The 24,194-nt window shown below is 41.8% G+C and carries 19 protein-coding genes; 10 read left to right on the top strand and 9 right to left on the bottom strand.

Translation table 11 applies throughout. The annotated features are described in order from the left end of the window. Nucleotides 1–656: 656 nt before the first annotated feature. Nucleotides 657–1,316, bottom strand: a complete 660-nt coding sequence (gene hxpB, locus CXF88_RS16670) for a hexitol phosphatase HxpB (RefSeq protein WP_101087734.1) — start codon at nt 1,314–1,316, stop codon at nt 657–659. Nucleotides 1,317–1,718: 402 nt separating this feature from the next. On the opposite strand from hxpB, the gene acnB reads away from it, so the two are divergent. Beyond that, nucleotides 1,719–4,316, top strand: coding sequence for a bifunctional aconitate hydratase 2/2-methylisocitrate dehydratase (gene acnB, locus CXF88_RS16665; RefSeq protein ID WP_101087714.1), 2,598 nt, complete (start codon nt 1,719–1,721; stop codon nt 4,314–4,316). Nucleotides 4,317–4,465: 149 nt separating this feature from the next. Here the strand turns inward: acnB and CXF88_RS16660 are convergent, their stop codons facing one another. Then, nucleotides 4,466–4,906 (bottom strand): hypothetical protein, encoded by a 441-nt coding sequence (locus tag CXF88_RS16660; protein WP_197708460.1) that lies wholly within the window; start codon nt 4,904–4,906, stop codon nt 4,466–4,468. Nucleotides 4,907–4,956: 50 nt separating this feature from the next. Between CXF88_RS16660 and CXF88_RS16655 the strand changes: the two genes are divergently transcribed. After that, on the top strand, nt 4,957–5,736 hold the full coding sequence (locus CXF88_RS16655; RefSeq protein ID WP_101087712.1) for a helix-turn-helix transcriptional regulator: 780 nt from the start codon (nt 4,957–4,959) through the stop codon (nt 5,734–5,736). Between the two features lie 1,731 nt (nt 5,737–7,467). On the opposite strand, the gene CXF88_RS16645 is transcribed toward CXF88_RS16655, so the two are convergent. The 7 genes from CXF88_RS16645 to priA form a co-directional block, all read right to left on the bottom strand. Then, the gene (locus tag CXF88_RS16645) at nt 7,468–7,689 is read right to left on the bottom strand and encodes a hypothetical protein (protein ID WP_101087710.1); all 222 of its coding nucleotides are present in this window, start codon (nt 7,687–7,689) and stop codon (nt 7,468–7,470) included. 127 nt (nt 7,690–7,816) lie between these two features. Further along, nucleotides 7,817–8,203, bottom strand: a complete 387-nt coding sequence (locus CXF88_RS16640; RefSeq protein ID WP_011639181.1) for a DUF971 domain-containing protein — start codon at nt 8,201–8,203, stop codon at nt 7,817–7,819. Between the two features lie 175 nt (nt 8,204–8,378). Next, nucleotides 8,379–9,704, bottom strand: a complete 1,326-nt coding sequence (hslU, locus tag CXF88_RS16635) for an HslU--HslV peptidase ATPase subunit (protein ID WP_101087709.1) — start codon at nt 9,702–9,704, stop codon at nt 8,379–8,381. A 25-nt stretch (nt 9,705–9,729) separates the two neighbouring features. Next, nucleotides 9,730–10,254, bottom strand: a complete 525-nt coding sequence (gene hslV / locus CXF88_RS16630) for an ATP-dependent protease subunit HslV (protein ID WP_101087708.1) — start codon at nt 10,252–10,254, stop codon at nt 9,730–9,732. A gap of 170 nt (nt 10,255–10,424) precedes the next feature. Continuing rightward, entirely contained in the window at nt 10,425–11,024 is a 600-nt protein-coding gene (locus CXF88_RS16625) for an SPOR domain-containing protein (protein WP_101087707.1), read from the bottom strand. Nucleotides 11,025–11,026: 2 nt separating this feature from the next. Further along, the gene (gene argS, locus CXF88_RS16620) at nt 11,027–12,772 is read right to left on the bottom strand and encodes an arginine--tRNA ligase (protein ID WP_101087706.1); all 1,746 of its coding nucleotides are present in this window, start codon (nt 12,770–12,772) and stop codon (nt 11,027–11,029) included. Nucleotides 12,773–12,954: 182 nt separating this feature from the next. After that, the gene (priA, locus tag CXF88_RS16615; protein WP_101087705.1) at nt 12,955–15,150 is read right to left on the bottom strand and encodes a primosomal protein N'; all 2,196 of its coding nucleotides are present in this window, start codon (nt 15,148–15,150) and stop codon (nt 12,955–12,957) included. An 82-nt stretch (nt 15,151–15,232) separates the two neighbouring features. Here priA and CXF88_RS16610 point away from each other — a divergent pair, with 82 nt between their 5' ends. The 8 genes from CXF88_RS16610 (at nt 15,233) to CXF88_RS16575 (ending at nt 24,192) form a co-directional block, all read left to right on the top strand. Then, a complete protein-coding gene (locus CXF88_RS16610) occupies nt 15,233–16,084 on the top strand; it encodes a FimV/HubP family polar landmark protein (RefSeq protein ID WP_101087704.1) in 852 nt (283 codons plus the stop codon). A gap of 288 nt (nt 16,085–16,372) precedes the next feature. Continuing rightward, nucleotides 16,373–17,605, top strand: coding sequence for a FimV/HubP family polar landmark protein (locus CXF88_RS16605; protein ID WP_101087703.1), 1,233 nt, complete (start codon nt 16,373–16,375; stop codon nt 17,603–17,605). A 139-nt stretch (nt 17,606–17,744) separates the two neighbouring features. Beyond that, nucleotides 17,745–17,957 (top strand): 50S ribosomal protein L31, encoded by a 213-nt coding sequence (gene rpmE / locus CXF88_RS16600; RefSeq protein ID WP_011639173.1) that lies wholly within the window; start codon nt 17,745–17,747, stop codon nt 17,955–17,957. 433 nt (nt 17,958–18,390) lie between these two features. Continuing rightward, nucleotides 18,391–19,638, top strand: coding sequence for a malic enzyme-like NAD(P)-binding protein (locus CXF88_RS16595; RefSeq protein WP_101087702.1), 1,248 nt, complete (start codon nt 18,391–18,393; stop codon nt 19,636–19,638). 205 nt (nt 19,639–19,843) lie between these two features. After that, nucleotides 19,844–21,754, top strand: a complete 1,911-nt coding sequence (gene csrD, locus CXF88_RS16590; RefSeq protein WP_101087701.1) for an RNase E specificity factor CsrD — start codon at nt 19,844–19,846, stop codon at nt 21,752–21,754. A gap of 286 nt (nt 21,755–22,040) precedes the next feature. Further along, nucleotides 22,041–22,922 carry a biogenesis protein MshI gene (locus CXF88_RS16585; RefSeq protein WP_242445183.1) on the top strand — a complete coding sequence of 294 codons (882 nt, stop codon included), beginning with the start codon at nt 22,041–22,043 and terminating at the stop codon, nt 22,920–22,922. Beyond that, a complete protein-coding gene (locus CXF88_RS16580) occupies nt 22,919–23,539 on the top strand; it encodes a fimbrial assembly protein (RefSeq protein ID WP_101087699.1) in 621 nt (206 codons plus the stop codon). Before CXF88_RS16585 ends, CXF88_RS16580 begins: the two co-directional genes overlap by 4 nt. Beyond that, a complete protein-coding gene (locus CXF88_RS16575) occupies nt 23,536–24,192 on the top strand; it encodes an MSHA biogenesis protein MshJ (protein WP_101087698.1) in 657 nt (218 codons plus the stop codon). The genes CXF88_RS16580 and CXF88_RS16575 overlap by 4 nt, the downstream gene beginning before the upstream one ends. Nucleotides 24,193–24,194: the final 2 nt, after the last annotated feature.

Below are 24,194 nucleotides of genomic sequence, written 5' to 3'. Positions count from 1 at the left end.
CAAAAGCCTAGAGGCTTACGAGCTAAAAGCCTAGAGGCTAGAGCGCTTCGCTGCTAGAGGCTATAAAATCTTGGTGACGAGCGGTGGCAAGCGATGACGAGAGATAACAATCGAGCTAAAAGCCTAGTGGCTAGAGCGCTTCGCTGCTAGAGGCTATAAAATCTTGGTGACGAGCGGTGGCAAGCGATGACGAGAGATAACAATCGAGCTAAAAGCCTAGTGGCTAGAGCGCTACGCGGCTAGAGGCTATAAAATCTTGGTGACGGGCGGTGGCAAGCGATGACGAGAGATAACAATCGAGCCAAAAGCCTAGTGGCTAGAGCGCTTCGCTGCTAGAGGCTATAAAATCTTGGTGACGGGCGGTGGCAAGCGATGACGAGAGATAACAATCGAGCTAAAAGCTAAAAGCTAAAAGCCTAGAGGCTAGGACGCTTCGCTGCTAGAGGCTATAAAATCTTGGTGACGAGCGGTGGCAAGCGATGATGAGAGATAACAATCGAGCCAAAAGCCTAGAGTGCCCTATCCGTGAGCGCAGCGTTCGCTGTTATCGCTTGTTATCGTCCTCGCAGCGTAGCTGTCCCTAGCAGGACGAAGTCCGCTCTAGAAGCGCAGCGGACTATCCGCGTAGCGGTCTAGGACCTTAGCAGCGTAGCGGCCTAGGCCTCTAGCAGCGCGGGTAATAATCCTGCGTGAGCTAGCTGATGATGGGCAATCACCCATTTAGCTTGTGTAGCAGTGTGAGGCGCAGGAATTGCCACGGTTTGCATACTGGCTGCCCGCGCGGCGATTAAGCCATTAAACGAATCTTCAATTGCGATACATTGTCCCGGTGCGATGCCCAACCCTTTAGCACAATTTAAATATACCTCAGGATGTGGTTTACCATAATCGAGATTTTCAGCGGACTCAATCGCATCAAAATAATGGCCAATATCGAGTTTACGCAGCACGGCTTCAATAATTAATGACGATGACGAGGTGGCTAACCCTATTTTAAGCCCTAAACGTTTGCACGCCTCTAGCGACTCAATAACGCCTCGCATCGGTTCACCATTGGCTTTTATTTGGCTTACCACTTCATTAACGATGGTATTCGCTGTAGCTGTATTGTCGTAATTCGGCCAAGGAAAACGTTGGTACCAATAGCTAACAACATGATCAATACGCAAGCCTGTGGTTTGTTCTACTTCTTCAAGACTGAGGTTAAGCCCAAAGCTATTTAGCACCGTCAGCTCGGCTAACTGCCAAGCCGGTTCGGAATCGATTAAAATTCCATCCATATCAAAAATAACGGCTTTTATTTGGTTTGACACAATACTGACTCCATAAACGGCACAACGTAAAGTGTTAATTATTACGTTGTTGTTGATTAGACACAATCAAAACACACTTTTTAAAAAATATTTCATCTAAAAAAGGGGATATCTTTTTGTATATAGTTTAATCAGTGGGTGCTGTATAAGTTAATGTATTTAAATGTTTTTCCGTCTGTTTCAAACTATTGTCTAATTTTATTTTATTCAACTTAGCGCTAAATTGATTTTTAGGTTGATAAATCGCGTTGATTTCATACCTCTGAGAGTGTGAGCTGATTCATACTTTTATAAAGCTGTAGTATACTGGAGGTCGGATTTCAAGCCCGAACCAGTGGAATTATCAGCGTAACCATAGTGGCGCTGAGTTTCGCCGTTAGGCGCCAAACAAAGAGGAATGTTGCCGTGCTAGAAGCATATCGTAAACACGTCGCAGAACGTGCTGCAGAGGGCGTAGTCCCTAAGCCATTAAATGCACAACAAGTGGCTGAACTGGTTAAGTTATTTGAAACACCACCAGCAGGTGAAGAGGCGTTCATCCTCGACTTGCTCGAAAATCGTATTCCACCAGGAGTAGACGAAGCTGCTTACGTTAAAGCCGCTTTCCTTGATGCAGTCGCTAAAGGCACTGTGTCATCTCCTATCTTAAGCGCAGAACACGCTGTTAAACTGCTTGGCACCATGCAAGGCGGTTACAACATTGAGCCGCTAATTGACCAACTAGATAATGCAGCACTAGCACCTCTATCTGTTAAAGCACTTTCAAATACATTGTTGATGTTTGATTCATACCACGATGTTGTTGAAAAAATGCAAGCGGGTAATGACTTTGCTAAGCAAGTTGTCGACGCTTGGGCCAATGCTGACTGGTTCTTAAACCGTCCAAAATTGGCTGACAAAGTATCATTAACAGTGTTTAAAGTGTCTGGTGAAACCAACACTGATGACTTGTCTCCAGCGCCAGATGCATGGTCTCGTCCAGATATTCCATTACACGCATTAGCAATGCTAAAAAATGCGCGTGACGGTATTGTGCCTGATGAATCAGGTGTTGTTGGCCCAATCAAAGAAATCGAAGCGTTAAAAACTAAAGGTTTTCCTTTAGTTTACGTTGGCGATGTTGTTGGTACGGGTTCTTCACGTAAATCTGCCACTAACTCAGTGTTATGGTTTATGGGTGATGACATTCCTTTTGTGCCTAACAAGCGTGCTGGTGGCTTCTGTCTAGGTAACAAAATTGCGCCTATTTTCTTCAACACCATGGAAGATGCGGGTGCATTACCGATCGAACTCAACGTTGATCAAATGGAGACCGGTGATGTGATCGATATCTACCCTTATGAAGGTGTAGTTAAGCGTCACGGCACTGATGAAGTGATCTCTACATTTGAGCTTAAAACCGAAGTATTGTTAGATGAAGTTCGTGCTGGTGGTCGTATTCCGTTGATCATTGGTCGTGGCCTTACTGACCGTGCGCGTGAAACCTTAGGTCTTGAAGCATCGAAAGTATTCGTTCGTCCACAAGATATCGCCGCTTCTGATAAAGGTTATACTTTAGCTCAGAAAATGGTTGGTAAAGCGTGTGGCGTATCAGGTGTTCGTCCTGGTCAATACTGCGAACCTAAGATGACCTCTGTAGGTTCACAAGACACTACCGGCCCTATGACACGTGATGAGTTAAAAGACTTAGCATGTTTAGGCTTTAGTGCTGATTTAACCATGCAGTCATTCTGTCACACTGCGGCTTATCCAAAGCCAGTTGATGTAACGACTCACCACACACTACCGGATTTCATTATGAACCGTGGTGGTGTTGCTTTACGTCCAGGTGACGGGGTTATTCACTCGTGGTTAAACCGTATGTTACTACCAGATACCGTAGGTACTGGTGGTGATTCACATACTCGTTTCCCTATTGGTATTTCGTTCCCTGCCGGTTCTGGTTTAGTGGCGTTTGCTGCTGCAACAGGTGTCATGCCTCTTGATATGCCTGAATCAGTGCTAGTGCGCTTTAAAGGCGAAATGCAACCCGGTATTACCTTACGTGATTTAGTCCATGCTATCCCATTAAAAGCCATTGAAATGGGTCTGCTAACGGTTGAGAAGAAAGGCAAAATCAACGCTTTCTCTGGCCGCGTATTAGAAATCGAAGGTCTTGAAAAACTTAAAGTTGAACAAGCATTCGAATTATCTGATGCATCTGCTGAGCGTTCAGCTGCAGGTTGTAGCATTAAGCTAGACAAAGAACCAATCATTGAATATCTAACCTCTAACATCGTGATGTTAAAGTGGATGATTGCTGAAGGTTATGGCGATCGTCGTACGATTGAACGTCGTATTACTGCGATGCAAGAGTGGATTGCCAAGCCAGAGTTGATGGAAGCAGATAAAGATGCAGAATATGCTGAAATTATCGAAATCAACTTAAACGACATCAAAGAACCAATCCTTTGTGCACCAAACGATCCTGATGATGCAGTATTATTATCAAGCGTTGCACAAACTAAGATTGACGAAGTGTTTGTTGGTTCTTGTATGACTAACATCGGTCACTTCCGTGCTACCGGTAAGATGTTAGAAAAGTTTGCTACTACGCTACCAACTCGTTTATGGATTGCACCACCAACTAAGATGGACCGCGATCAATTAACTGAAGAAGGTTACTACTCAATCTTCGGCCGTGTTGGTGCTCGCATCGAGATACCTGGTTGTTCTCTATGTATGGGTAACCAAGCACGTGTTGCAGAAGGTGCTACTGTAGTATCAACTTCTACACGTAACTTCCCTAACCGTTTAGGTACTGGCGCAAACGTATACTTAGCATCAGCTGAGTTAGCAGCAGTAGCAGCGTTATTGGGTCGTTTACCTTCAGCAGAAGAGTATCAAGAATACGCTAAAGAATTAGATGCAACAGCAGCTGATACTTACCGTTACTTGAACTTCGACCAAATCGATTCTTACACTAAGAAAGCCGACAGCGTGATTTTCCAAGCCGCGCTTTAAGCTTAAACGAGTTAACAATTGATCAAAAATGCCAGCAGAAATGCTGGCATTTTTATTTGGTGTTTAGTTATGTAGGATTAGATATTGCTTTGTTAGAATGTAATATTTAGCAATAAGATAATTTACGGTGAGCCTGTCAAAACATACAGTTATGTTTCTTTCTTTAACTTATGCCAATGGTGACCAAGCAGGATTTTACTAACATTTCCTTTTGCTTGATATGATGCATAAAGGATGTACATAAAGCCAAACATACCGCCCATAATAATGCTCAAAAATCCATAAATTGCCCCTTTCAGTTTCGATTCTTCACGCCAAAACACCCATGAACATAAAATGAATAAGTGAATTAAAAAATCAGTATTAAACTGCTGGCGCCAAGGATTACCTAAAAATAAATCCCCAAAATAGATAGCGGGCCAATTAGGACCGGCTTGTACGATAGCGTAAGCCGTTATGCTCATAATTAATATCCATGATATTAACAATGCCACTCTAAAATTAGTCATCGCTTTTACTCTTTGTTGTGTGTGTAAACTATATTGATATTTACATGTAATAAAAGCGATTACCTCAGAGGTAATGTTCATTGATTTAAATCGCGGTAACATAGTCCTATAAAACGTTAGCAAGGGTCATCATGAATAAATTTGGTCAGCAGTTACGCTTTTGGCGTACTAGTCGTCGTTTGAGCCAACTCGATTTAGCATTAGAAGCAAATGTAAGTACTAAGCATATTAGTTTTATTGAAACGGGTCGCGCCAAACCCAGTAAAGAAATGGTCATGAACTTGTGTGAAGTACTTAGTTTGCCCTTAAGAAACCGTAATGAACTGATCACGTTAGCAGGCTTTGCTGAACAATATGTACGTACGCCACTGAGTGATAATAAAAAAGTGGAAGTGGCGAGTATTCTTGAGCTTATAGTCGCCAAACATGAACCATTCCCAGCTATTGTGGTTGATTGGTACTGGAATGTCGTGATCCGCAATAAAGGCTTTGATAAATTAATTGCCTTAATGGAGGCTGAAAACCCGCAATGTATCTGGTTGGATAATATTGCTCACTGGCTAATGCACCCTAATGGTTTACGTCATGTGATGACCAACTGGCAGGAAGTGGCTAAAACCACTTTACAACGCTTGAATCTGGAGAATCAATACGCCCCTAAACGTCATGATGAATTGATCCAATCTTTATATCAATATCCTGGCGTAGCGAATTTATTAGCGGATAAAACACTTATCGTGTCGACTGAACCTTTTATCTATTTAGACATAGTGGTCTCTGGTAAAACGCTGCGCTTTTTAACTACATTGACTTCATTTGGTACGCCGTTAGACATAACTGCCTCGGAATTGTTGATGGAGCATTACTATCCTGCAAATGCACAAACAGAGCAATTTCTAAAAAGCCTGTAGAAGAGTCGATCGCTTGATAATGTCACTTTTTAGATTTATTTTATGAGGCTAATGCTAAATAACATCAATGGTGTGTGCAGGGCAACAATATAACAATTTATGTTCAGAGCAGGTATTCTCTCAGCCGCGACCTAGCTTTAGATATGGCCCGATGAAAAATCTCGGAAATGATGGAAATGATAGTTGAAATAAATCATCTGGGATAACGATGTGAGTTTAATAATGTTGATATTCATTTACATATCAGCTGCAGGTAATTGATACTATTAAGCTTAAGGATGTTGAAGACTCTTTACAACAGAATGCGTCAGCCTGGCAGACCTTTAACGTACATCCTTGTGCTTCAAGGCATTCTAGTTATCAGAGTCAGGCTATCTTTTACTGTAAAAAAGTCGTTATTTATTGTCCTGTCATCACGGCATTCGTGAATCTGTCCATATCAGATGTACCATCGGAAGCGTTAGCATTTTCACTCTTTATTGAAAAATGGGCCGAAGCCGATGACAAGCGACGTTAAATTAAATGCTGACATTTTTGGGATGTAAAATCATTTATTTGTTCTTCGAATGCCATTTCCCCGATAAGATCATAATATAAACTCCGATGGTTATTATGCCCAACATAAGACCGATAAAAGGATCTGTACTTCCGATAAGTAAAGACATACCAAATGAAACCCCAAGGCATAAGGTTACAGCACTCAGTTTTGCCTGAGTAAGCTTGTGGTTAAATTTCATTTATATCACCTCTTCCTATGAGTTTACCGATGGCAAATTTAAACATATAAAAGTGCTTTCGCACAGCATAGAATGCTTGTTCCGAGTATGGAACAATATAGTTGTACTTAAAGGATAACGTTTATAGTAATTATGATATCTATGGTTTCATCCCCATTCCTGAAGTTGATTCTAAAATAGCAGTCCAAAAATTCAATTTAACCAATTGCCAGTCGCAGGTCATCGTGTAGATAATTCAACGAGACGCCGACTCTTGATGTAAAAATTAGCATCCATGTGGACGTATCCAAAACCTCCATGCTTTGGATACTCGCAGACTCATCTAAATCTGTGATTTTTATCTCTTCGATTAACGTTATTTATGGTTGTCAGTTATTTAAAGTTTAGAACTGATTAAACTCTTTCAGGTTTCATATTATTGAGGATGTTGAAGAAAATAGCGTGAAGCTCACATGGATGTGAGCTTAGCGTTAGAGGGGAAGGGACGCCCCATCTGAAGCGTTAGCATTTTTGAATAAGTCCGAAGAACACGAAAATGGGGTCAAAAGCTGGATAAATTTCCGTCGCAATTTTTCGCTGCTGTTGTTTGGTTAAATAGCGAAAATGTTGCCGGAACGGCAGGGGTGATCCAAGAGGGGATTGCTGTTGATCCCCTTTTGGCCGGTGCAGGGTGGAACCTTGCGATCTTAATTCAAACGAAGTTTGAAAAATCCGGCGTGGGCGAGGCGCTACGACCTTAGTGGCCGTATGCCATCAGGGATAAGTGCTAAGCATAACGAAACACCTGGATCCCGGCTCAAAAGCATTGCCGGGATGACGAGGTTAATGAGATTTATTTGGATTAAATTTATTGCCAGAAATGCAACTTTAGCACTTGGTTTGGTGTGGGCGAAGCGCCACGACGTTAGTGGCTGCAGGCCATTGTTAATACGAGTTAACTAAGTTCATCATTCAACAATGCCAGCAAAATAGCTGGCACTTATAGTAGAGTCATTTAACGTTTTCGAATGATAACAACATCCTTTTGATGAACGTTATTAACATTAACGACGCGATATGCCGCTGGTTTAACAACGACCACTTTAGTTACCGTCTTTTTATTAGTAGGCGCTTTTGCGTGTCCATGATGAGCTCGTGGGGCACAAGCACTCAAGCTTATAATTGCTAATCCGACCAATAACACTTTAATCATAGGAAATTGAATTGACTGTTTCATACACACCTCGATACGAGTGAAGACTATGACTAAGCATAATCGTTTGAGTGTCAATTGCTGATCGCGATGAGTAAAGTTATGCAAATATAGTATTGAAATCAACGTCTATCGTTAAAGCGTACCGTCATCATGAATACTTAATATTCATCGAAATCAGAGGCTCGCGTGAGCCTTTCTCTGCCCGCAATCGGGCTAAATACTGTTGCCATAATTCAGTTTGATTACTGCACAGGTTATGTAGCACCTGCCAAGAATACAAGCCAGTATCATGACCATCATCAAAGGTAATTTTTACCGCATAATGACCAACAGGTTCGAGCGCTTTGATATTTACAGCTTTCTTATGGGTAACCAATATTGGGTCGCCATGACGTTGCACTTCAGCCGATGGCGAGAAGACTCGGAGCATTTCACAACTGATGTTGTAAGTTTGGTCGTTATCAAAGGTCACTTCGAGTAACTTAGATTGACGCTTAAGCTTAATGCCGGTGACGGTAGGCGTTGATTGGGTCATGGGAATACCTATAAAAAAAAGGATTAACGCTAAATCGCAGATTATCATCATACGCGATTTTGCTGTTAATCCTATTGTTGTAACCTGCATTCGTGATGTTTATTCATAAACCAAAAAGTCACGAGACCTCCCATTAATAATAACCAAATGGGAGGGCGCTTGATTCAAATAATGGTTATAAAATAAAGCGGCTTAAATCTTCATCTTGTACCAAGGTATCAAGGTGGTCATTGACATATTCAGCGTCAATGACAAATTTAGAACCCGACTTTTCAGAAGCTTCGTATGAAATCTCTTCCATCAATTTTTCCATCACGGTATGTAAACGGCGTGCACCAATGTTTTCGGTGCGCTCATTCACTTGCCATGCTGCTTCTGCAATGCGCTCAATACCTGATTCAGTAAACTCTATGGTGACGCCTTCGGTGTTCATCAGGGCGACATGTTGCTCAGTGAGTGAGGCAAATGGCTCTGTTAGAATGCGTTTAAAATCAGCAGCGGTAAGGGCGTCTAATTCAACACGAATCGGTAAACGGCCTTGAAGCTCTGGAATTAAATCAGACGGTTTAGACATCTGGAATGCACCAGAAGCAATAAACAAAATGTGGTCGGTTTTAACCATGCCGTGTTTAGTAGAAACGGTGCAGCCTTCGACTAATGGCAGTAGGTCACGTTGTACACCTTCACGGGATACATCTGGGCCTGAGCTTTCGCCGCGCTTACAAATTTTGTCGATTTCGTCTAAAAACACAATACCATTTTGCTCAACCAGCTCGATGGCTTGTTCTTTTAAGTCTTCTTGGTTGACTAGCTTTGCCGCTTCATCTTCAACCAACTGCTTGTAAGCATCTTTGATTTTAAGCTTTTTACGTTTAGAGGTACTTTGGCCAAGATTTTGAAATAAGCCTTGTAGTTGATTGGTCATTTCTTCCATGCCTGGAGGGGCCATGATTTCAACACCAACTTGAGGCGCAGCAACATCAATCTCAATTTCTTTGTCGTCTAATTGACCTTCGCGCAGCTTTTTACGGAAAACCTGACGGGTGGTAGAGTCATCTTTTTTGTCGGTATCCCAGTCATCTTTTGGCTTAGGTAATAAGGCATCTAAAATGCGCTCTTCGGCCATTTCTTCGGCGCGATGACGGCATTTTTTCATTTGCTGTTCGCGAGTCATTTTCACTGCTGAGTCGGTTAAATCACGGATGATTTGTTCCACTTCTTTACCGACATAACCCACTTCAGTAAATTTTGTCGCTTCAACTTTGATAAAAGGTGCGTTAGCCAATTTGGCTAAACGACGGGCGATTTCAGTTTTACCGACACCTGTTGGGCCAATCATTAAAATATTTTTTGGCGTGACTTCATGACGAAGTTCTGGCTCAAGTTGCATCCGGCGCCAGCGATTTCGCAATGCAACGGCTACTGAGCGTTTGGCATTTTGTTGGCCAATGATATGTGCATCTAGTTCGTGAACAATTTCACGTGGAGTCATTTCAGACATAACTGTTCCTTTATTAACGCTCGAATTAGTAGTCTAACTTTTCGATAGTTTTGAATTGGTTGGTGAATACACAAATATCGCCTGCAATCGTCAGTGATTTTTCTGCTATTTCTTCCGCGCTTAACTCAGTATTTTGCAGTAATGCTAAGGCTGATGCATGAGCATAGTTTCCGCCAGAACCAATGGCAATTAAGTCATATTCTGGCTGAACAACGTCGCCATTACCGGTAATAATTAATGATGTTTCAGTATCCGCTACGACCAGCATAGCTTCGAGCTTACGCAGCATTTTGTCGCTACGCCAATCTTTGGCAAGCTCTACGGCAGATTTTAATAAATGGCCTTGATGCATTTCGAGCTTGGTTTCAAAACGCTCAAAAAGAGTAAATGCATCGGCAGTACCGCCAGCAAAACCGGCTAAGACTTTATTGTGGTATAGGCGGCGCACTTTACGTGCATTACCTTTCATCACGGTATTGCCTAGAGACACTTGGCCATCACCAGCGATGACAACTTGATTATTGCGGCGTACGGATACGATAGTAGTCACGGTAAATCCTCTTCACTAATACATCAACGGGTCATTAGGGTGAATGCAATTGTTGATTGATAAAATGGATATGGGGACAAAATGACAGATATCAAGCGATGGACAACAAAAAGCCCTGTTGCAGAGAACAGGGCTAAAGTGATTTATACAGCAATATCAGAAGAGCAGCGTTATTCCCACAACCAAATGATGCAGCCATTTAACCCTGCGTTCTGCATCTTATGACGATTATGTTCCGCATCGCGCTTGTTCGGATAGGGTCCTAATACCACGCGATACCACACGCCATTGGTACCTTCGCTGCGGCGCACTTGTGCCTCAGCACCTTGGAAGGCAATTCTGGCCTTCATTTCATTTGCTTGCGACTCTTGCCTAAACGATCCGCATTGCATTTGATAGATGCCACTAGACACTACACCTGTTTCAGGTAAGTCTATCTCCACTTGCTTGTTTTCAAGCTCTTCCAGATAAGTCCATTCTTCCTGCGGCTTAGGTGGCAGTGCGTTAGGATCTTTTTTGACCACTTTTTTTGGCGCTTCTACGGTCGCGGTTGATAGCGTTTTCTTTTTAGGTTGTTGAGCTGGCTCAGATACGACCGATGAGTCGGAGCTGCCATTAATGGACCATAAGAAATAACCAAAACCTATGACTAAGGTGAGTATCACAAAAACAGCCAAGTAAGGAAAAGAGCGTTTAGGTGCTTTTTTTCGTTGTGGCGCACGGGCTTTTGCGCCCGCACGAGGTTTGCGATTTGCGTAGTCACGACTCATGATTACATCCGCTCTAGGGTTTCAATGCCAAGTAGCGACAAGCCCGTTTTTAAGGTTTTAGCGGTTAATTGTGCAAGCAATAAACGGCTTTGCTTTTGTGCTTCAGTTTCGGCAGCAAGCACTGGGCAAGCTTCATAAAAACTCGAAAACTCACTCGCTAGCTCATACAGGTAACCACATAATACATGCGGTAAGCCTTTGTCTGTCATGCGAGTTAACACCTCACCAAATTGTGCCAGTTTAGTGCCTAAGTCTTTTTCTTTTTCATGCTCGAGCACAATCTTAGCTTGGCTAAGATCAATATCTGTTGCACGTTTAAAAATACCAGCCACGCGGGTATAGGCATAAAGAAGATAAGGTGCAGTATTACCTTCAAAGCTAAGCATTTGCTCAAAACTGAAAATATAATCACTGGTACGGTTCTTGGAAAGATCGGCATACTTAACTGAGCTGATACCGACTACGCGAGCAATTTCAGTGAGGGTAGCTTCATCCATATCTGGATTTTTACTGCGAACCAGTTCAAGAGCGCGAACATCGGCTTCGTCAAGTAAATCGACTAACTTAACCACCCCGCCTGAACGGGTTTTAAATGGACGACCATCTTCACCATTCATGGTGCCAAAGCCTGTGTGCTCTAGCGACATTTCAGGGCGAACAAATTTAGCCAGTTTGGCAAGGCTAAACACTTGCTGGAAGTGCAGGGCTTGACGTAAATCGACAAAGTACATGGCGCGATCGGCTTTTAATACGTTTGAGCGGTAACGCATGGCGGCAAGATCTGAGGTGGCGTATAAATAGCCACCATCGGCTTTTTGAATAATAACCGGTAAAGGCTCGCCTTCTTTATTACGAAACGCTTCTTGGAATACCACTTTAGCGCCATTGCTTTCGCTTAACAGGCCTTGGGTATCTAAATCTTTAACTACTTGGGCTAGGTCGGCATTATATGCGCTTTCGCCGTGAACATCTGCGCGGGTTAAGCTAACCCCTAAACGCTTATATACATCATGACAATGGCTTAATGAGATGTCGTTAAATTCGCGCCATAGCTTATTGCAGTATTCATCACCTGATTGTAATGCAACGACAAGTTGACGAGCGCGAGTGGCAAATTCTGTAGACTCATCAAAACGTACTTTAGCAGCACGATAAAAACTTTCTAAGTCAGACAATTCCATTTTGGCTTGTTCGCCATTAGCTGCGCGTAACTCTTCCATTAACGCCAGTAGCATACCAAACTGAGTCCCCCAATCGCCGACGTGGTTTTGGCGAATGACCTTATGGCCCAAATACTCGAGTGCGCGCACGACGCTGTCACCAATGATGGTTGAGCGTAAGTGGCCGACGTGCATTTCTTTGGCTAAGTTTGGCGAAGAATAGTCGACAACGATAGTCTGCTTAGTCGGTAAAGCCACTCCTAAATGGTCGCTCGTCAGTGCTTGCTGTAGTTGATTAGCTAATGCATTGTCATCAATGAAAAAGTTAATAAACCCTGGTCCGGCAATTTCTACTTTGGCCACATAAGATGATGCTGGCAAGGTATCAATAATAAGCTGTGCTAATTCGCGCGGGTTCTTTTTAGCAACTTTAGTCAGCATCATTGCAAGGTTAGTCGCTAAGTCACCATGACTTTTATCTTTAGTGCGATCGACCTGAATGCGAGCTTGAAAATCAGCCGGCACAATTCCTTGCTGTTTGAAGGATTCGATGGTTTGTTCTAGTAAAGATTCAATATGTGATTTCATGGGCGTTTGCTTGCACTAATTCGTTAAATGAATGACATGACGGAACCGCATATTTTAGCCGTTTATGGGGGGTGATTGCTATCTGCTTTAACGGAAATATTGGTTTTTTTATGCTGATTATCAACCTAAGCGAAGTTTATGACAGATATAGGGTCCGTTGGCTTAGTAAAAATGCCGCTGTGTTACATTAAATCCTGTGGATCACGATCGATACTCCAACGGCAACGCTTACTTTCAGGTATTTGTTCAATGAGTGCTAATACGCGTTCGAATTCGGTTTGCAAGCGCTGACGACTTTTAGCTTGCAGTATTAATTGGCGTCGATATTTTCCAGCTTTACGATCAAGTGGCGCCGGAATTGGGCCAATAATTTCAAAGTCTTTATCTTGTGGTAATAGCTCGCTGGTGCGGGCTAGAAACGCATCAGCATCTTCGGCTAAATGTGCTTCTGCTCGAATTAATACCATGTGCCAAGCGGGTGGTAATAGTGCCTGTTGGCGCTCTTTCAGCTGAGTACGAGCGAACTCACCATAACCGCGTTTCAATAAATCACGTAAAATGGGGTTATCACTTTGATGGGTTTGCAGTAGCACTTTACCGGGTTTGTCTGCACGGCCAGCACGGCCAGACACTTGGGTGTATAGCTGCCCAAAACGTTCAGGTGCGCGAAAATCTGCACTGAACAATGCACCATCGACGTCCAATAAGCCAACAAGGGTAACATCTGGAAAGTGATGTCCTTTGGCGAGCATCTGTGTGCCGACCAAAATTTTATATTTACCCATGTAAATCCCTTTTAGCTGCTGTTCAAGGGAGCCTTTACGTCTGGTGGTGTCTCGGTCAATGCGGACAACCGGATATTTGGGAAACAGTTTAATCAATTCTTGTTCTAGCTGCTCTGTCCCCAAACCGTGGCCCATTAGCATGGTGCTACCACATTGATGGCATTGGCGCGGGATAGCGTATTGATTGCCACAGTGATGACAACAAATCTCGTTTAAGCCTTGATGAACGGTAAAAAAAGCATCACAACGATCGCATTCATGTAAATGACCACATTCATGACAAAGCAAGGCCGGGGCAAAGCCGCGGCGGTTTAGAAATAGCAGTACCTGATTACCCGCATCAAGGTGCATACGCATTTCATTAATTAATGATGTCGACATGCCCGCTTTTAATGGTTGCGAGGTAATATCGACAATACCTTGCTTAACCTTTTGCGCAGCACCAGCGCGTTCACTCAGTTCCAAGTGATGATAGCGGCCAGATAGCGCATTTTGTAAGGTTTCTAATGATGGCGTTGCGGAGCCTAATACCACTTGAATATCTTCAAGATGCCCACGCATTACTGCCAAGTCTCGCGCGTGATAACGCACACCTTCCTGTTGCTTAAAGCTGCTGTCATGCTCTTCATCAAGAATAATTAACCCTGGATAAGCCATTGGGGTAAAGAGTGCTGAGCGAGTACCAATAATAATTGCCGCTTCACCGACACGAGCCTGACGCCAAGCTTCTAGGCGTTGATTATCGGTTAATCCGGAATGGATCACGGCAACATTGACTTCAAAACGGCGTTTGAAGCGATTAATGGTTTGCGGTGTTAAGCCAATTTCAGGCACGAGGATCAGTGCTTGTTTACCTTGTTTTAAAATTGTCTCAAGCAAGGTGAGGTAGACTTCGGTTTTGCCAGAGCCTGTGATCCCTTCTAATAAGGTGCAATGAAACCCTTGCTGTTGAGTGAGTACTGAAACTGCAACGGCTTGTTGTTTATTAAGCTTATGAGGTGACTCATTCATAATAAGCTGTTGGCGCCAGCTTAAATCATGGCTGAGTACTTTTTGTTGCCGTTCAATCCATTGTTTTTGTTCTAATGCTTTTAATGCCGCTTTGCTTAATTGTTGGGTGGTGAACTCATCTTGGCTGATGGGGTTTGCCAGTAATAACTCGTGCAGCTTTTTCTGTGCCGGGGCACGTTTTAATACGCTAGAATCAGCATTGCGTCCTTCGGGGCTCAAATGATATTCAACCACCGCTTGCGGCGCCGCTTCGAGGCCTTTTCTCAGTGCGACAGGCAGCGCTTGGCTGAGCATTTGTCCTTGGGTAGTAAAGTAATATCGGGCCGCCCAGAGGGTTAATTTATATAGCGAATCAGGTAACAATGGGGCATCATCTAGTACAGCTGTGACTGATTTTATTTGTTGCGGTGCTAAGTCACAGCTGTCAGTAATAGCAGTAATTAAGCCGATGAGTTGTTGAGGGCCAAAAGGGACTTTGACTCGAAGACCGATTTGTAATCCCGCTTGTTGTTCGTCTTTTACACGATAACTAAAGTTTCTGCGTAACGGGACGGGTAAGGCGACTTCAACAAACACGGGCATAAGGCTTCATCATTTTTCAATTCGATAGTGGATTGCGGATCAGTTTACCTCTAAGTGTCATCAAAGAGATAGGGCAACATATATGCGTAAAGGACTTATTGAGGTCATCATTCTAGTATTTGGATTATTGGGCTATATTGCTACGCCAATGGCTCAAGTGAATCATGTCAGTATCAATAGTCGCCAATTTGAATTGAATAATCTCCCGCAATTAAAGATCAACATCGTGGCACAAAATGATGATGCGTCGCGGTTAGGTTTTTATATTCGCCAGTTGGATGACAGCTTGGATGGCAATAAGGTTGTGCAGCAGAAGTTAGCAGTGCAGAGTATTAATCGTTTTTTATTGCAGCTTAAGGGTACTGATATCATCAGTGATGTAAATGCACAGTTAATCGTTACCGAAGATACTGCGAAAGGAGCGGTTACGTTAGCAGTAATGGCCTTATTTGATGCCCCGTACTCAGTTAATAGTGCCACCTTAGTCTCTAATGTTGTTACGTCTCGAGTACTGCCAGTAGCAAAAGACACCACTAGTGGGAAAGTATCCAAAAAACATCAACAAGATGACAGGCGTTTAGAGCAGGCATCATCAGTACCAGAACTATCAGAACTATCAGAACCATCAGAACCATCAGAAACATCCACAGCCGAATCCTCTCATCAGGCAATCTGTGTAATTGAGCGAGATAATAGTGATACATTATGGCGTATTGCGAACCGTTACAAAGAGCAATGGCATACCAGTGTTTATGGGGCAATGTTAGCTATTTTTGAGGCTAACTTAATGGCATTTTCCAAACAGAAAATTCATTTATTATTAAAAGATGTTCCATTGCATTGCCCATCGAAGGCTATTTTAGCTGAATACAATAATAAAGCGGTAGATAGAAAAGTCTTTGAGGTCATTGAAGCAAAGCATGCGGCTAAATAAGGTTTCTGATCATAATTAGTGATAAAAAGTAGTCCTTAATCGAGTATTTACTTTGGTTTATCAGTAATTAGTTGCAGCTGTTTATGTTAGTTTATATAGTTGCCCGTGTTAATACTTATGATTTAGCTCAAGGATAAGGTTAAAAAAGTAAACAATAATAATAAATTACAGCCTGATGAGCTTTATGTGAACATTTTATTTGTCAGTGTATACGTGTATTTAACATCATGGTTTTACAGCGTGTTTTGCGCTGTGCTGAAGCGGTTTATAATCGAAAGGATTGATTTAATGAAAAGCTTTAAGGTGCTAGCAATATTAGCATTATTGGCGGTTGATAGTATTTCAACTGTGATTGCACAAGTCAGTCATATCAGTATCGATACTATTCCATTTGAAAACGGACAATCTCCTCAGTTCACCGTGAATGTTATAACCGATCACCATGATTTATCGCGGCTGACATTTTATTTACGCCAAATTTATCAAGATAATATTGTGTTAGAAAAGCTTGAGGTTGAACAGCGTGATCGTGATGTCTTTGTATTAAGTGGTACCGAAAAAATCCGCGATAAAGATGCGGCACTCATTGTTTCTGAATACCGTAATGCTAAATGGCTACAATACTCACCGGTACCTTTATTCTCTCAAGCCATTGTTCAGAGCCAATACCAACCAGTAGCAATTAAAACGATGAAGTCAGCTTCGGTATTACCGACTTCAATGCTTACGCCTATAAGTCGTAAAGCCAGCGTTATACCTCAGGTTGTTACAACGCAAAAAAATCTGAATGATTGCCAGATCAATCAGTTACCGAATGATACGTTATGGAAAATAGCGGTTCGCTATCGTAAGCAATGGAATTCAAACATTTATGGCGCCATGCTTGCCCTTTATCAAACAAATCCCTCTGCATTCTATCAAGATAAAATTAGTCTACTGCAATTAGGCCACTCGTTAAGCTGCCCATCAATGGAGACGCTTTCGCGCTATCAAAATGTCGCGGTAGATAGGATCTCATTCGACAATTTAGTCGCCAGTCAACGCGGTAAGTCTCAAGGACTATTAGCGCCAACATTACCTGTGCCTGTTCTCGCCACTCAGTCAGTATCAATGAATGGTTCAGTGAATGATATGGACAGTAAAAAATCTGAAAGTAATGCGTTATTGGCCGCTATTCATGAAACGAAAATATCGCCTCAGCCATTGCCAATCAATAATATAGCCAAGTCATCGATACCGACTTATGGGCAAGATAAAACCTGTTTAATGGATAAATTTCCTCAAGACACGTTATGGCGAGTTGCCGATCGTTATTATCGACAATGGCAAATCAGTGTATACGGTGCAATGCTGGCGATTTATGAGGCAAACCCTAATGCGTTTGCCAATGGTAAAATTTACTTATTGATGTCTGATAGCCGTTTACAGTGCCCCTCAAGTGAGATGTTAAAGCAACATCAAAATTCATCTAAGGCACAAATTACCTATGAGACTCTAGAGCGCACACATCGACAATCGTAGTATCGCTTAGAAATTCTACTTGTTTGTGTATAAGAGACACTGTATTATCTTGCGCCTAAAACATATTGTTATTAACTGCATGTGGTGCTCAACTTCGGGTTGGGAGAGCGACATGGCCTTCAATTTAAGGTAGCCCAAAATGAAAACAGGTATTCACCCAAATTACGCTGAAATTACTGCAACTTGTACTTGTGGTAACATCATCAAAGTGAACTCAACTGCAGGTAAAAACCTACACTTGGACGTATGTGGTGCATGTCACCCATTCTACACTGGTACTCAGAAAGTTGTTGATACTGGTGGTCGTATTGACAAGTTCAACAAGCGTTTTGGTATGCTTGGTAAAAAGTAATTGCATTGCAATTTACTTGAATAAGGCGCCTTTGGCGCCTTTTTGTTTTTTATATGACAACAGCAGTATTGTGCTGTAACGAAAACTAATTTTTTAGTGGTAAACAATACAAAAAAGTACAAACCTCGCTTTATTGTTATTTAGACAAAATAAACTGCAAATATCGACGTCTATATCCGATTGTTATCGTAAATCTTGTTATTTTCCTACATTTTTAACTTATTGATTTATATATATTCATGTTCGATTAGTTATAATTATAAAACGTAGCCTCTATTCTGACTCACAACACCTCCTATCACTGAGTTTTTGATGTATATAATCCCTGTATTAGCGTATTGTTATTAAAATTTTAGATGGCCTGCAAGTTCACGGTTAAAGTGAACTATGGATCATACTTTCCTCATAGATAGCGCATTTCAGGATGTATAAAATGTCAGATATTCGTCAACAAGCTCTCGATTATCATGAATTCCCAGTACCAGGTAAAACCGCTGTTTGCCTGACAAAACCGGCTCAATCAAGCCACGATCTAGCGTTGGCCTATAGTCCTGGTGTGGCAGAGCCTGTTAGAGAGATCGCTTCTAATCCTGAAAATGCCTATCGGTATACCAATAAAGGCAATTCGGTTGCGGTTATTACCAACGGGACCGCTATTTTAGGTTTAGGCAATTTAGGACCATTAGCGTCAAAACCGGTTATGGAAGGCAAATCACTTCTGTTTAAACGTTTTGCGAATATTGATTCGATTGATATTGAAGTGAAACACCGCACAACTGAAGACTTTATTAATACTGTCGAATCGATTGCTGATACCTTTGGCGGGATTAATTTAGAAGATATTAAGGCGCCTGAATGTTTTGAAATTGAACAAGAACTGATTAAGCGATGCAATATTCCGGTATTTCATGACGATCAACACGGCACTGCTATTGTTACTGCAGCAGGCATGTTGAATGCTCTGGAAATTCAAGGTAAAAAAATTGATGATGCAATATTTGTTTGTTTAGGTGCCGGTGCTGCTGCGATTGCGTGTATGACTATGATCGTTAAATGTGGCGCATTGCGTGAAAATGTTTATATGCTAGACAGGCAAGGGGTGATTCATACGCGCCGTGAAGATCTCAATGAATATAAAGCGTTATTTGCCAACAATACCGATAAACGCACCCTACAAGATGTGATTAAAGATGCCGATGTATTTTTAGGGTTGTCGGGTGCAAATTTATTGGCTGCCGATGATATTGCGTTAATGGCACCTAACCCGGTGATCTTTGCCTGTTCAAATCCTGATCCTGAAATTAAGCCTGAATTAGCTCATAATATCCGTAAAGACTTAATTATGGGTACTGGTCGTAGTGACTATCCAAATCAAGTGAACAATGTATTGTGCTTCCCGTTTATTTTTCGAGGCGCACTCGATGTTCGCGCGGCGGTCATTAACGACGAAATGAAGCTGGCTGCTGTATATGCTATTGCTAACCTCGCTAAAGAGCCTGTGCCAGCCGAGGTGTTAGCGGCTTATCCTAACGTGTCATCATTGAGTTTTGGTTCGCAATATGTGTTGCCTAAACCTATGGACCCAAGATTACTGCCGCTGGTAGCTCGCGCAGTATCGCAAGCGGCAATCGATTCTGGGGTGGCAAAAATCACCACATTACCGACTGAATACAAAGTGTAGAAAGCAAGCATACCTAATCAGGTTTATTCATCCGAACAAGGATAATAAACCTGCTGCCGTTAATAAAAGGGGCTTTTGCCCCTTTTTTATAGGCCTAAGATAAGCGTGATTAAAAACGATTAGTGAAGTTGTAGAGCACAATCGTTATACTGGATAACATTGGAGTCATTAATAAAATAAATAAATCCAGCAGGATAGCGGATAAATGAAACTCACCAAGATCCTTACTAAAAAATTAACCAGTTTTTGGCTGCTTTCATTAGCTGCGGTGGCTTTTGTATTTTTACTGTGTGCGGTGATGGGCTTTACCCAATTGACCTACACTTTTCAGCAACAAAAAGTCGCTGAGTTAGAAACCATGTTAGCCGACGATTATCAACAACACGGTAGTCGTCAATTTTCTACCTGGTTACCCCCTCTATTGACCGCTTACAAAGCGGTTGAATTCTCTCTGTCGCAAGACAACCAATTAGTTTATCAATTTCATCGTGATCAAGCCGATATCGTTAAAAGTAGTTTAACGCTCTATAAGAGCGAATTAAGCCATGGCCAATTATCCATGTCATTAATTATGCCGCCGCCATTTTCTTTACATGATCTTGGCTGGCACGAGCTTATTATTCTGGTTATTGGTTTTATCAGCATCGGAATTTTTGTCCGTTTTGGTTATGGATGGTACTCCAGAGAGCTAGATGGCATTGAACAACTTGCTCAACGAAGCAAACTCATTTTAGAAGGACATTTAAAGCAAGCTGCCGATATGCCGACAAATGGCAAACCACGGATGATCAATCGTGCGATCAGCAAATTGCTGGCCGAGTTGGATGATGCTCATAAAGAACGTGGCCGCTTAGATCAATTTATTCGTAAAGACACTTTTCTTGATAAACAAACTCAGATTGGCAACCCGATATTCTTTCAAAATCGTCTCGACGGATTAAGCCATAATCAGAAAATGGTTGCTCATGGTGTATTAATGTTAATTGAGTTTGATGATGTTGACTTAGTGGAAGACCAATACGGTGAAAGCGGCGTTAAGGCAATGCTGTCATTAACAACGGAAGCCATTACAGCCGCACTCGTTCAATACGAGGACAGTATTTTTGCTCGCCGCAGTTACTCACAATTAGTCATCATAGTGCCACAATTATCACTGGCAGAAGCCGACCAGTTAGCGCAACGAATACTCAAAACCTGCCTTGCATTACCTTTTTATGGCATTGGTAATCCCGATAACTTTTTACACTTAGGCTGTGCTTTTTTTAACGCTGGCGATTTACAAGTTCAGCTTATTGAAGAAGCCGAAATGGCACTTCGAGCTGCGCAACTGCAACGTGTTAATAACTGGTTTATGTACGATAAAGGCGCGTTAGATGAGGAAATCGCTAAAGGGTCTGTGCGTTGGCGTAGTTTTATTGAAAATGCATTGGTGTCCAAACGATTTTTTATCTTACAGCAAGCTATTATTGATAGTGATAATCAAATTATGCACTATGAAATATTCAGCCGCGCCCGTGATTTAAAAGGTAATGATGTTCGCGCGACATTGTTTATTCCCATGGCTAACAAGTGTGGATTAATGCCACAGGTTGAGAGGCAAGTGCTGGAACAAGTGCTCTTCAGGTTAATGTCTGATAATGAGTCAACTTACAGCATTAACTTAAGCCTTGATAGTTTGACCAGTAGGGCATTTGTTCGTTGGTTACAATCTACATTATTAGAGCATCGTCCTTTAGCTGCGCGACTTATTTTTGAAGTTTCTGAAGATATTATTGTCAAAAATCAGAAAAATACTTTGGTAGTTAAAACTCTCGATATGTTGAGAAAAATGGGTGCAAAATTGGCGGTAGATAATGTTGGTCAATCAGTTGTGGGTACTCATTATATCCAGGAATATCACTTTGATTTAGTGAAATTACATCGGTCTATCGTGCGCCGAGTAGATCAACGCTCAGAAAATCAATTATTTATACGTAGTCTCATTGGTGGCCTTTATAGAGCCGAAGTGAAAGTGATTGCCGAGGGCGTTGAATGTTTAGAAGAATGGCAAACGTTAAAAATTCTTGGTGTGAGTGCAGCCCAAGGCGATTTTTTGGGGCAAAGATCTGAAGTTTAAGTCATATAATGCTATGTTTGTTTAAGTTAGATCTTGTTTATCAATAGATTGCACTCTATTTTCAATCTATATGCGCTATATTAATGAGCAGTTATAGCGTTAACGTATCAGTAACAAAGCTTCATCGTTTTAGATTTGAGCAATAATACTGAGAAATGACAATGCAGCGTAATCGAATCATGTTGATGTTAAATGCTGGTGCAAGGCTTAAAAATGTCATTTTTACTGATATATTTATCATCAGTAATCTTAAATAATTAATATGTTAGCGAATATGGGCCACGCAATGGACAATGGTTTTTTGAGTAAACTAGCCTTTTGGCAGACATCGCAATTGATGGGTAATGTAGGTGTATTTATCGCCGGAAATTCCCTGTGGGTATGTAAGCCACAGCAAGGTCAATCAGCGCCTGTTATCAGCCAGTTTTTAGTACAAAAAAACAATTGGTCTCAAGCCTTTGAAGCATTAAAGAGTCAGTTTGGCCGAGTTCGGGTGCAATTAGTGCTGTCGCAGCAGTATTATCAATTATTACAAGTTGAAAAACCCAATGTTGAGCCTAGTGAAGTGACTCAAGCGTTGATTTGGTCTGTTAAAGACATGGTGTCCGAGCCCGTTACGAATATTCATCTAGATTATTTCGAATCCAGTTTTATTGCCAGTTCAAAAGTGAATGTGGTGGTCAGTAGTCGTCAATTTTTAATGCAATTGGCCAGTGCTTGTGATGCCAATGGATTAGATATTGTTGGGATCAGTATTGAAGAATTGGCATTAAGCCATGTCTTAGCACACGATAATATGGCACATATGTTAGTCGCTCACTTGCCGCAGCAAGAATTGTTGTTGTTAGTTGTTAAAGCGGGTGAAGTGTTAATGCAGCGTCGCGTTAGAGGATTTAACCACCTAGATAAAGCGACTTTAGAAGAATTAAAGCAAGGCTTAGCCGACAACCTCAGTTTAGAAATTCAACGTTCTATGGATTATTTTGAAAGCCAATTACGTCAAGCTCCAGTTGGGTCAATTAGTATTTTGGTTGAAGGTGATAGTTCATCATTGGCCAATCTCGTTAGTGCTAACTTTAATCAAAAAGTGGTCGCGGTTACTCACGATGGCGTATCGAATTTACTCGCGCAGTTAGCGTTGCAAGAATTAGCTCGAGGTGAAGTGTGATAAAAACCAGTGTTAATTTATATACCACAGATTTGTTGCCGAAAAAGCAAAGGCTAACCTTTGCGAGAATGATGTTGGCATTGGCTTTTTTCACCGGAGGTTGCGCTGTACTTTATGTTGTAGGGCTGTGGCATACCGATGAATTGCAAAAGTTAAATCAACAGGCAAGCAGCACAAAAAGTCGATTAACTGACCAAAAGACACAACTAGAACAACAAATTGCTTTACGTAAACCTAATGCCGATTTGGTAGCAAAGGTTGAACTTGAGCAACAACGTTTAGATCTTAAAAAACTACTAAAAGATGAACTAAGTCAGCGCAAGACCATGATAAGCCAAGGTTACTCGCCAATGTTGACCGACTTGGCTGCTGTGGCTGATAGCAATGTGTGGTTGAGTCATATTACTATTGAGCAACAAAACACTAGCGCTCAGCGAATTGAGTTTGAAGGTTATGGTCGTAACCCTCAAAGTATTCCATTGTGGATAGACAAATTAAAAACCACTTCAACGTTAAAGGGTTATGCATTTTCAGCGATGACAATGGATCGCGGTGAAGCACAGCCGTTGGCGTTTAAATTGATAAGCCAGCCCGTTGCTAAGGAGTTTGCACAATGAAGCAACAATGGCTGGTGTGGTCGTCAAAATTTAATGAGCTAAGTCCACGAGAGCGGATATTGATTACGTTAGCCTTATTCGTTGTCATTGGGATGTTGCTGTTTATGCCATTAGAGTCATTGTGGAAGCAACAGCAAAGTGTTCAGAATCAGTTAAAGGGACTCGAACAAGAAAATTCGATTTCATTACAACAAGTGGCACTTTATGAAGAGCGTTTACAGCTCGATCCCAATCAAGATTATCAACAACGATTACAGTTGATTACTGAGCAAATGCAATTGATTGATGCTGACCTCAGCAACCAAATGGTTGATATGGTTCCTGCGGATTATATGCCGACAGTATTAGCCAACTTACTGGGCAATGTGAAGGGGGTATCGCTCATGTCGTTTGCCTCTATTGCGCCCAAAGCCTTATTGCAAGTGGGTGATGGTAGTAAAGTTAATCTTTACAGCCATGGTATTAAGTTGACGTTACAAGGCGATTACTTTTCTATTTTAGCGTTTATTAAAGCGGTGGAAAGTATGCCCGATAAATTGTATTGGAAGCGTTTAGATTACCGTGTTGAATCTCATCCCGATGCGTTAGTTGAATTAGAACTTTACACACTTAGTGTGAATAAGGACTTTATCAGTGTTGCGAAACAAGATTAATG

The sequence above is a fragment of the Shewanella sp. ALD9 genome (assembly GCF_002836315.1).
Classification (GTDB): Bacteria; Pseudomonadota; Gammaproteobacteria; order Enterobacterales; family Shewanellaceae; genus Shewanella.
The sequence above is the reverse complement of the archived record's forward strand: the minus strand, read 5'-3'. Positions and strand labels throughout refer to the sequence as shown.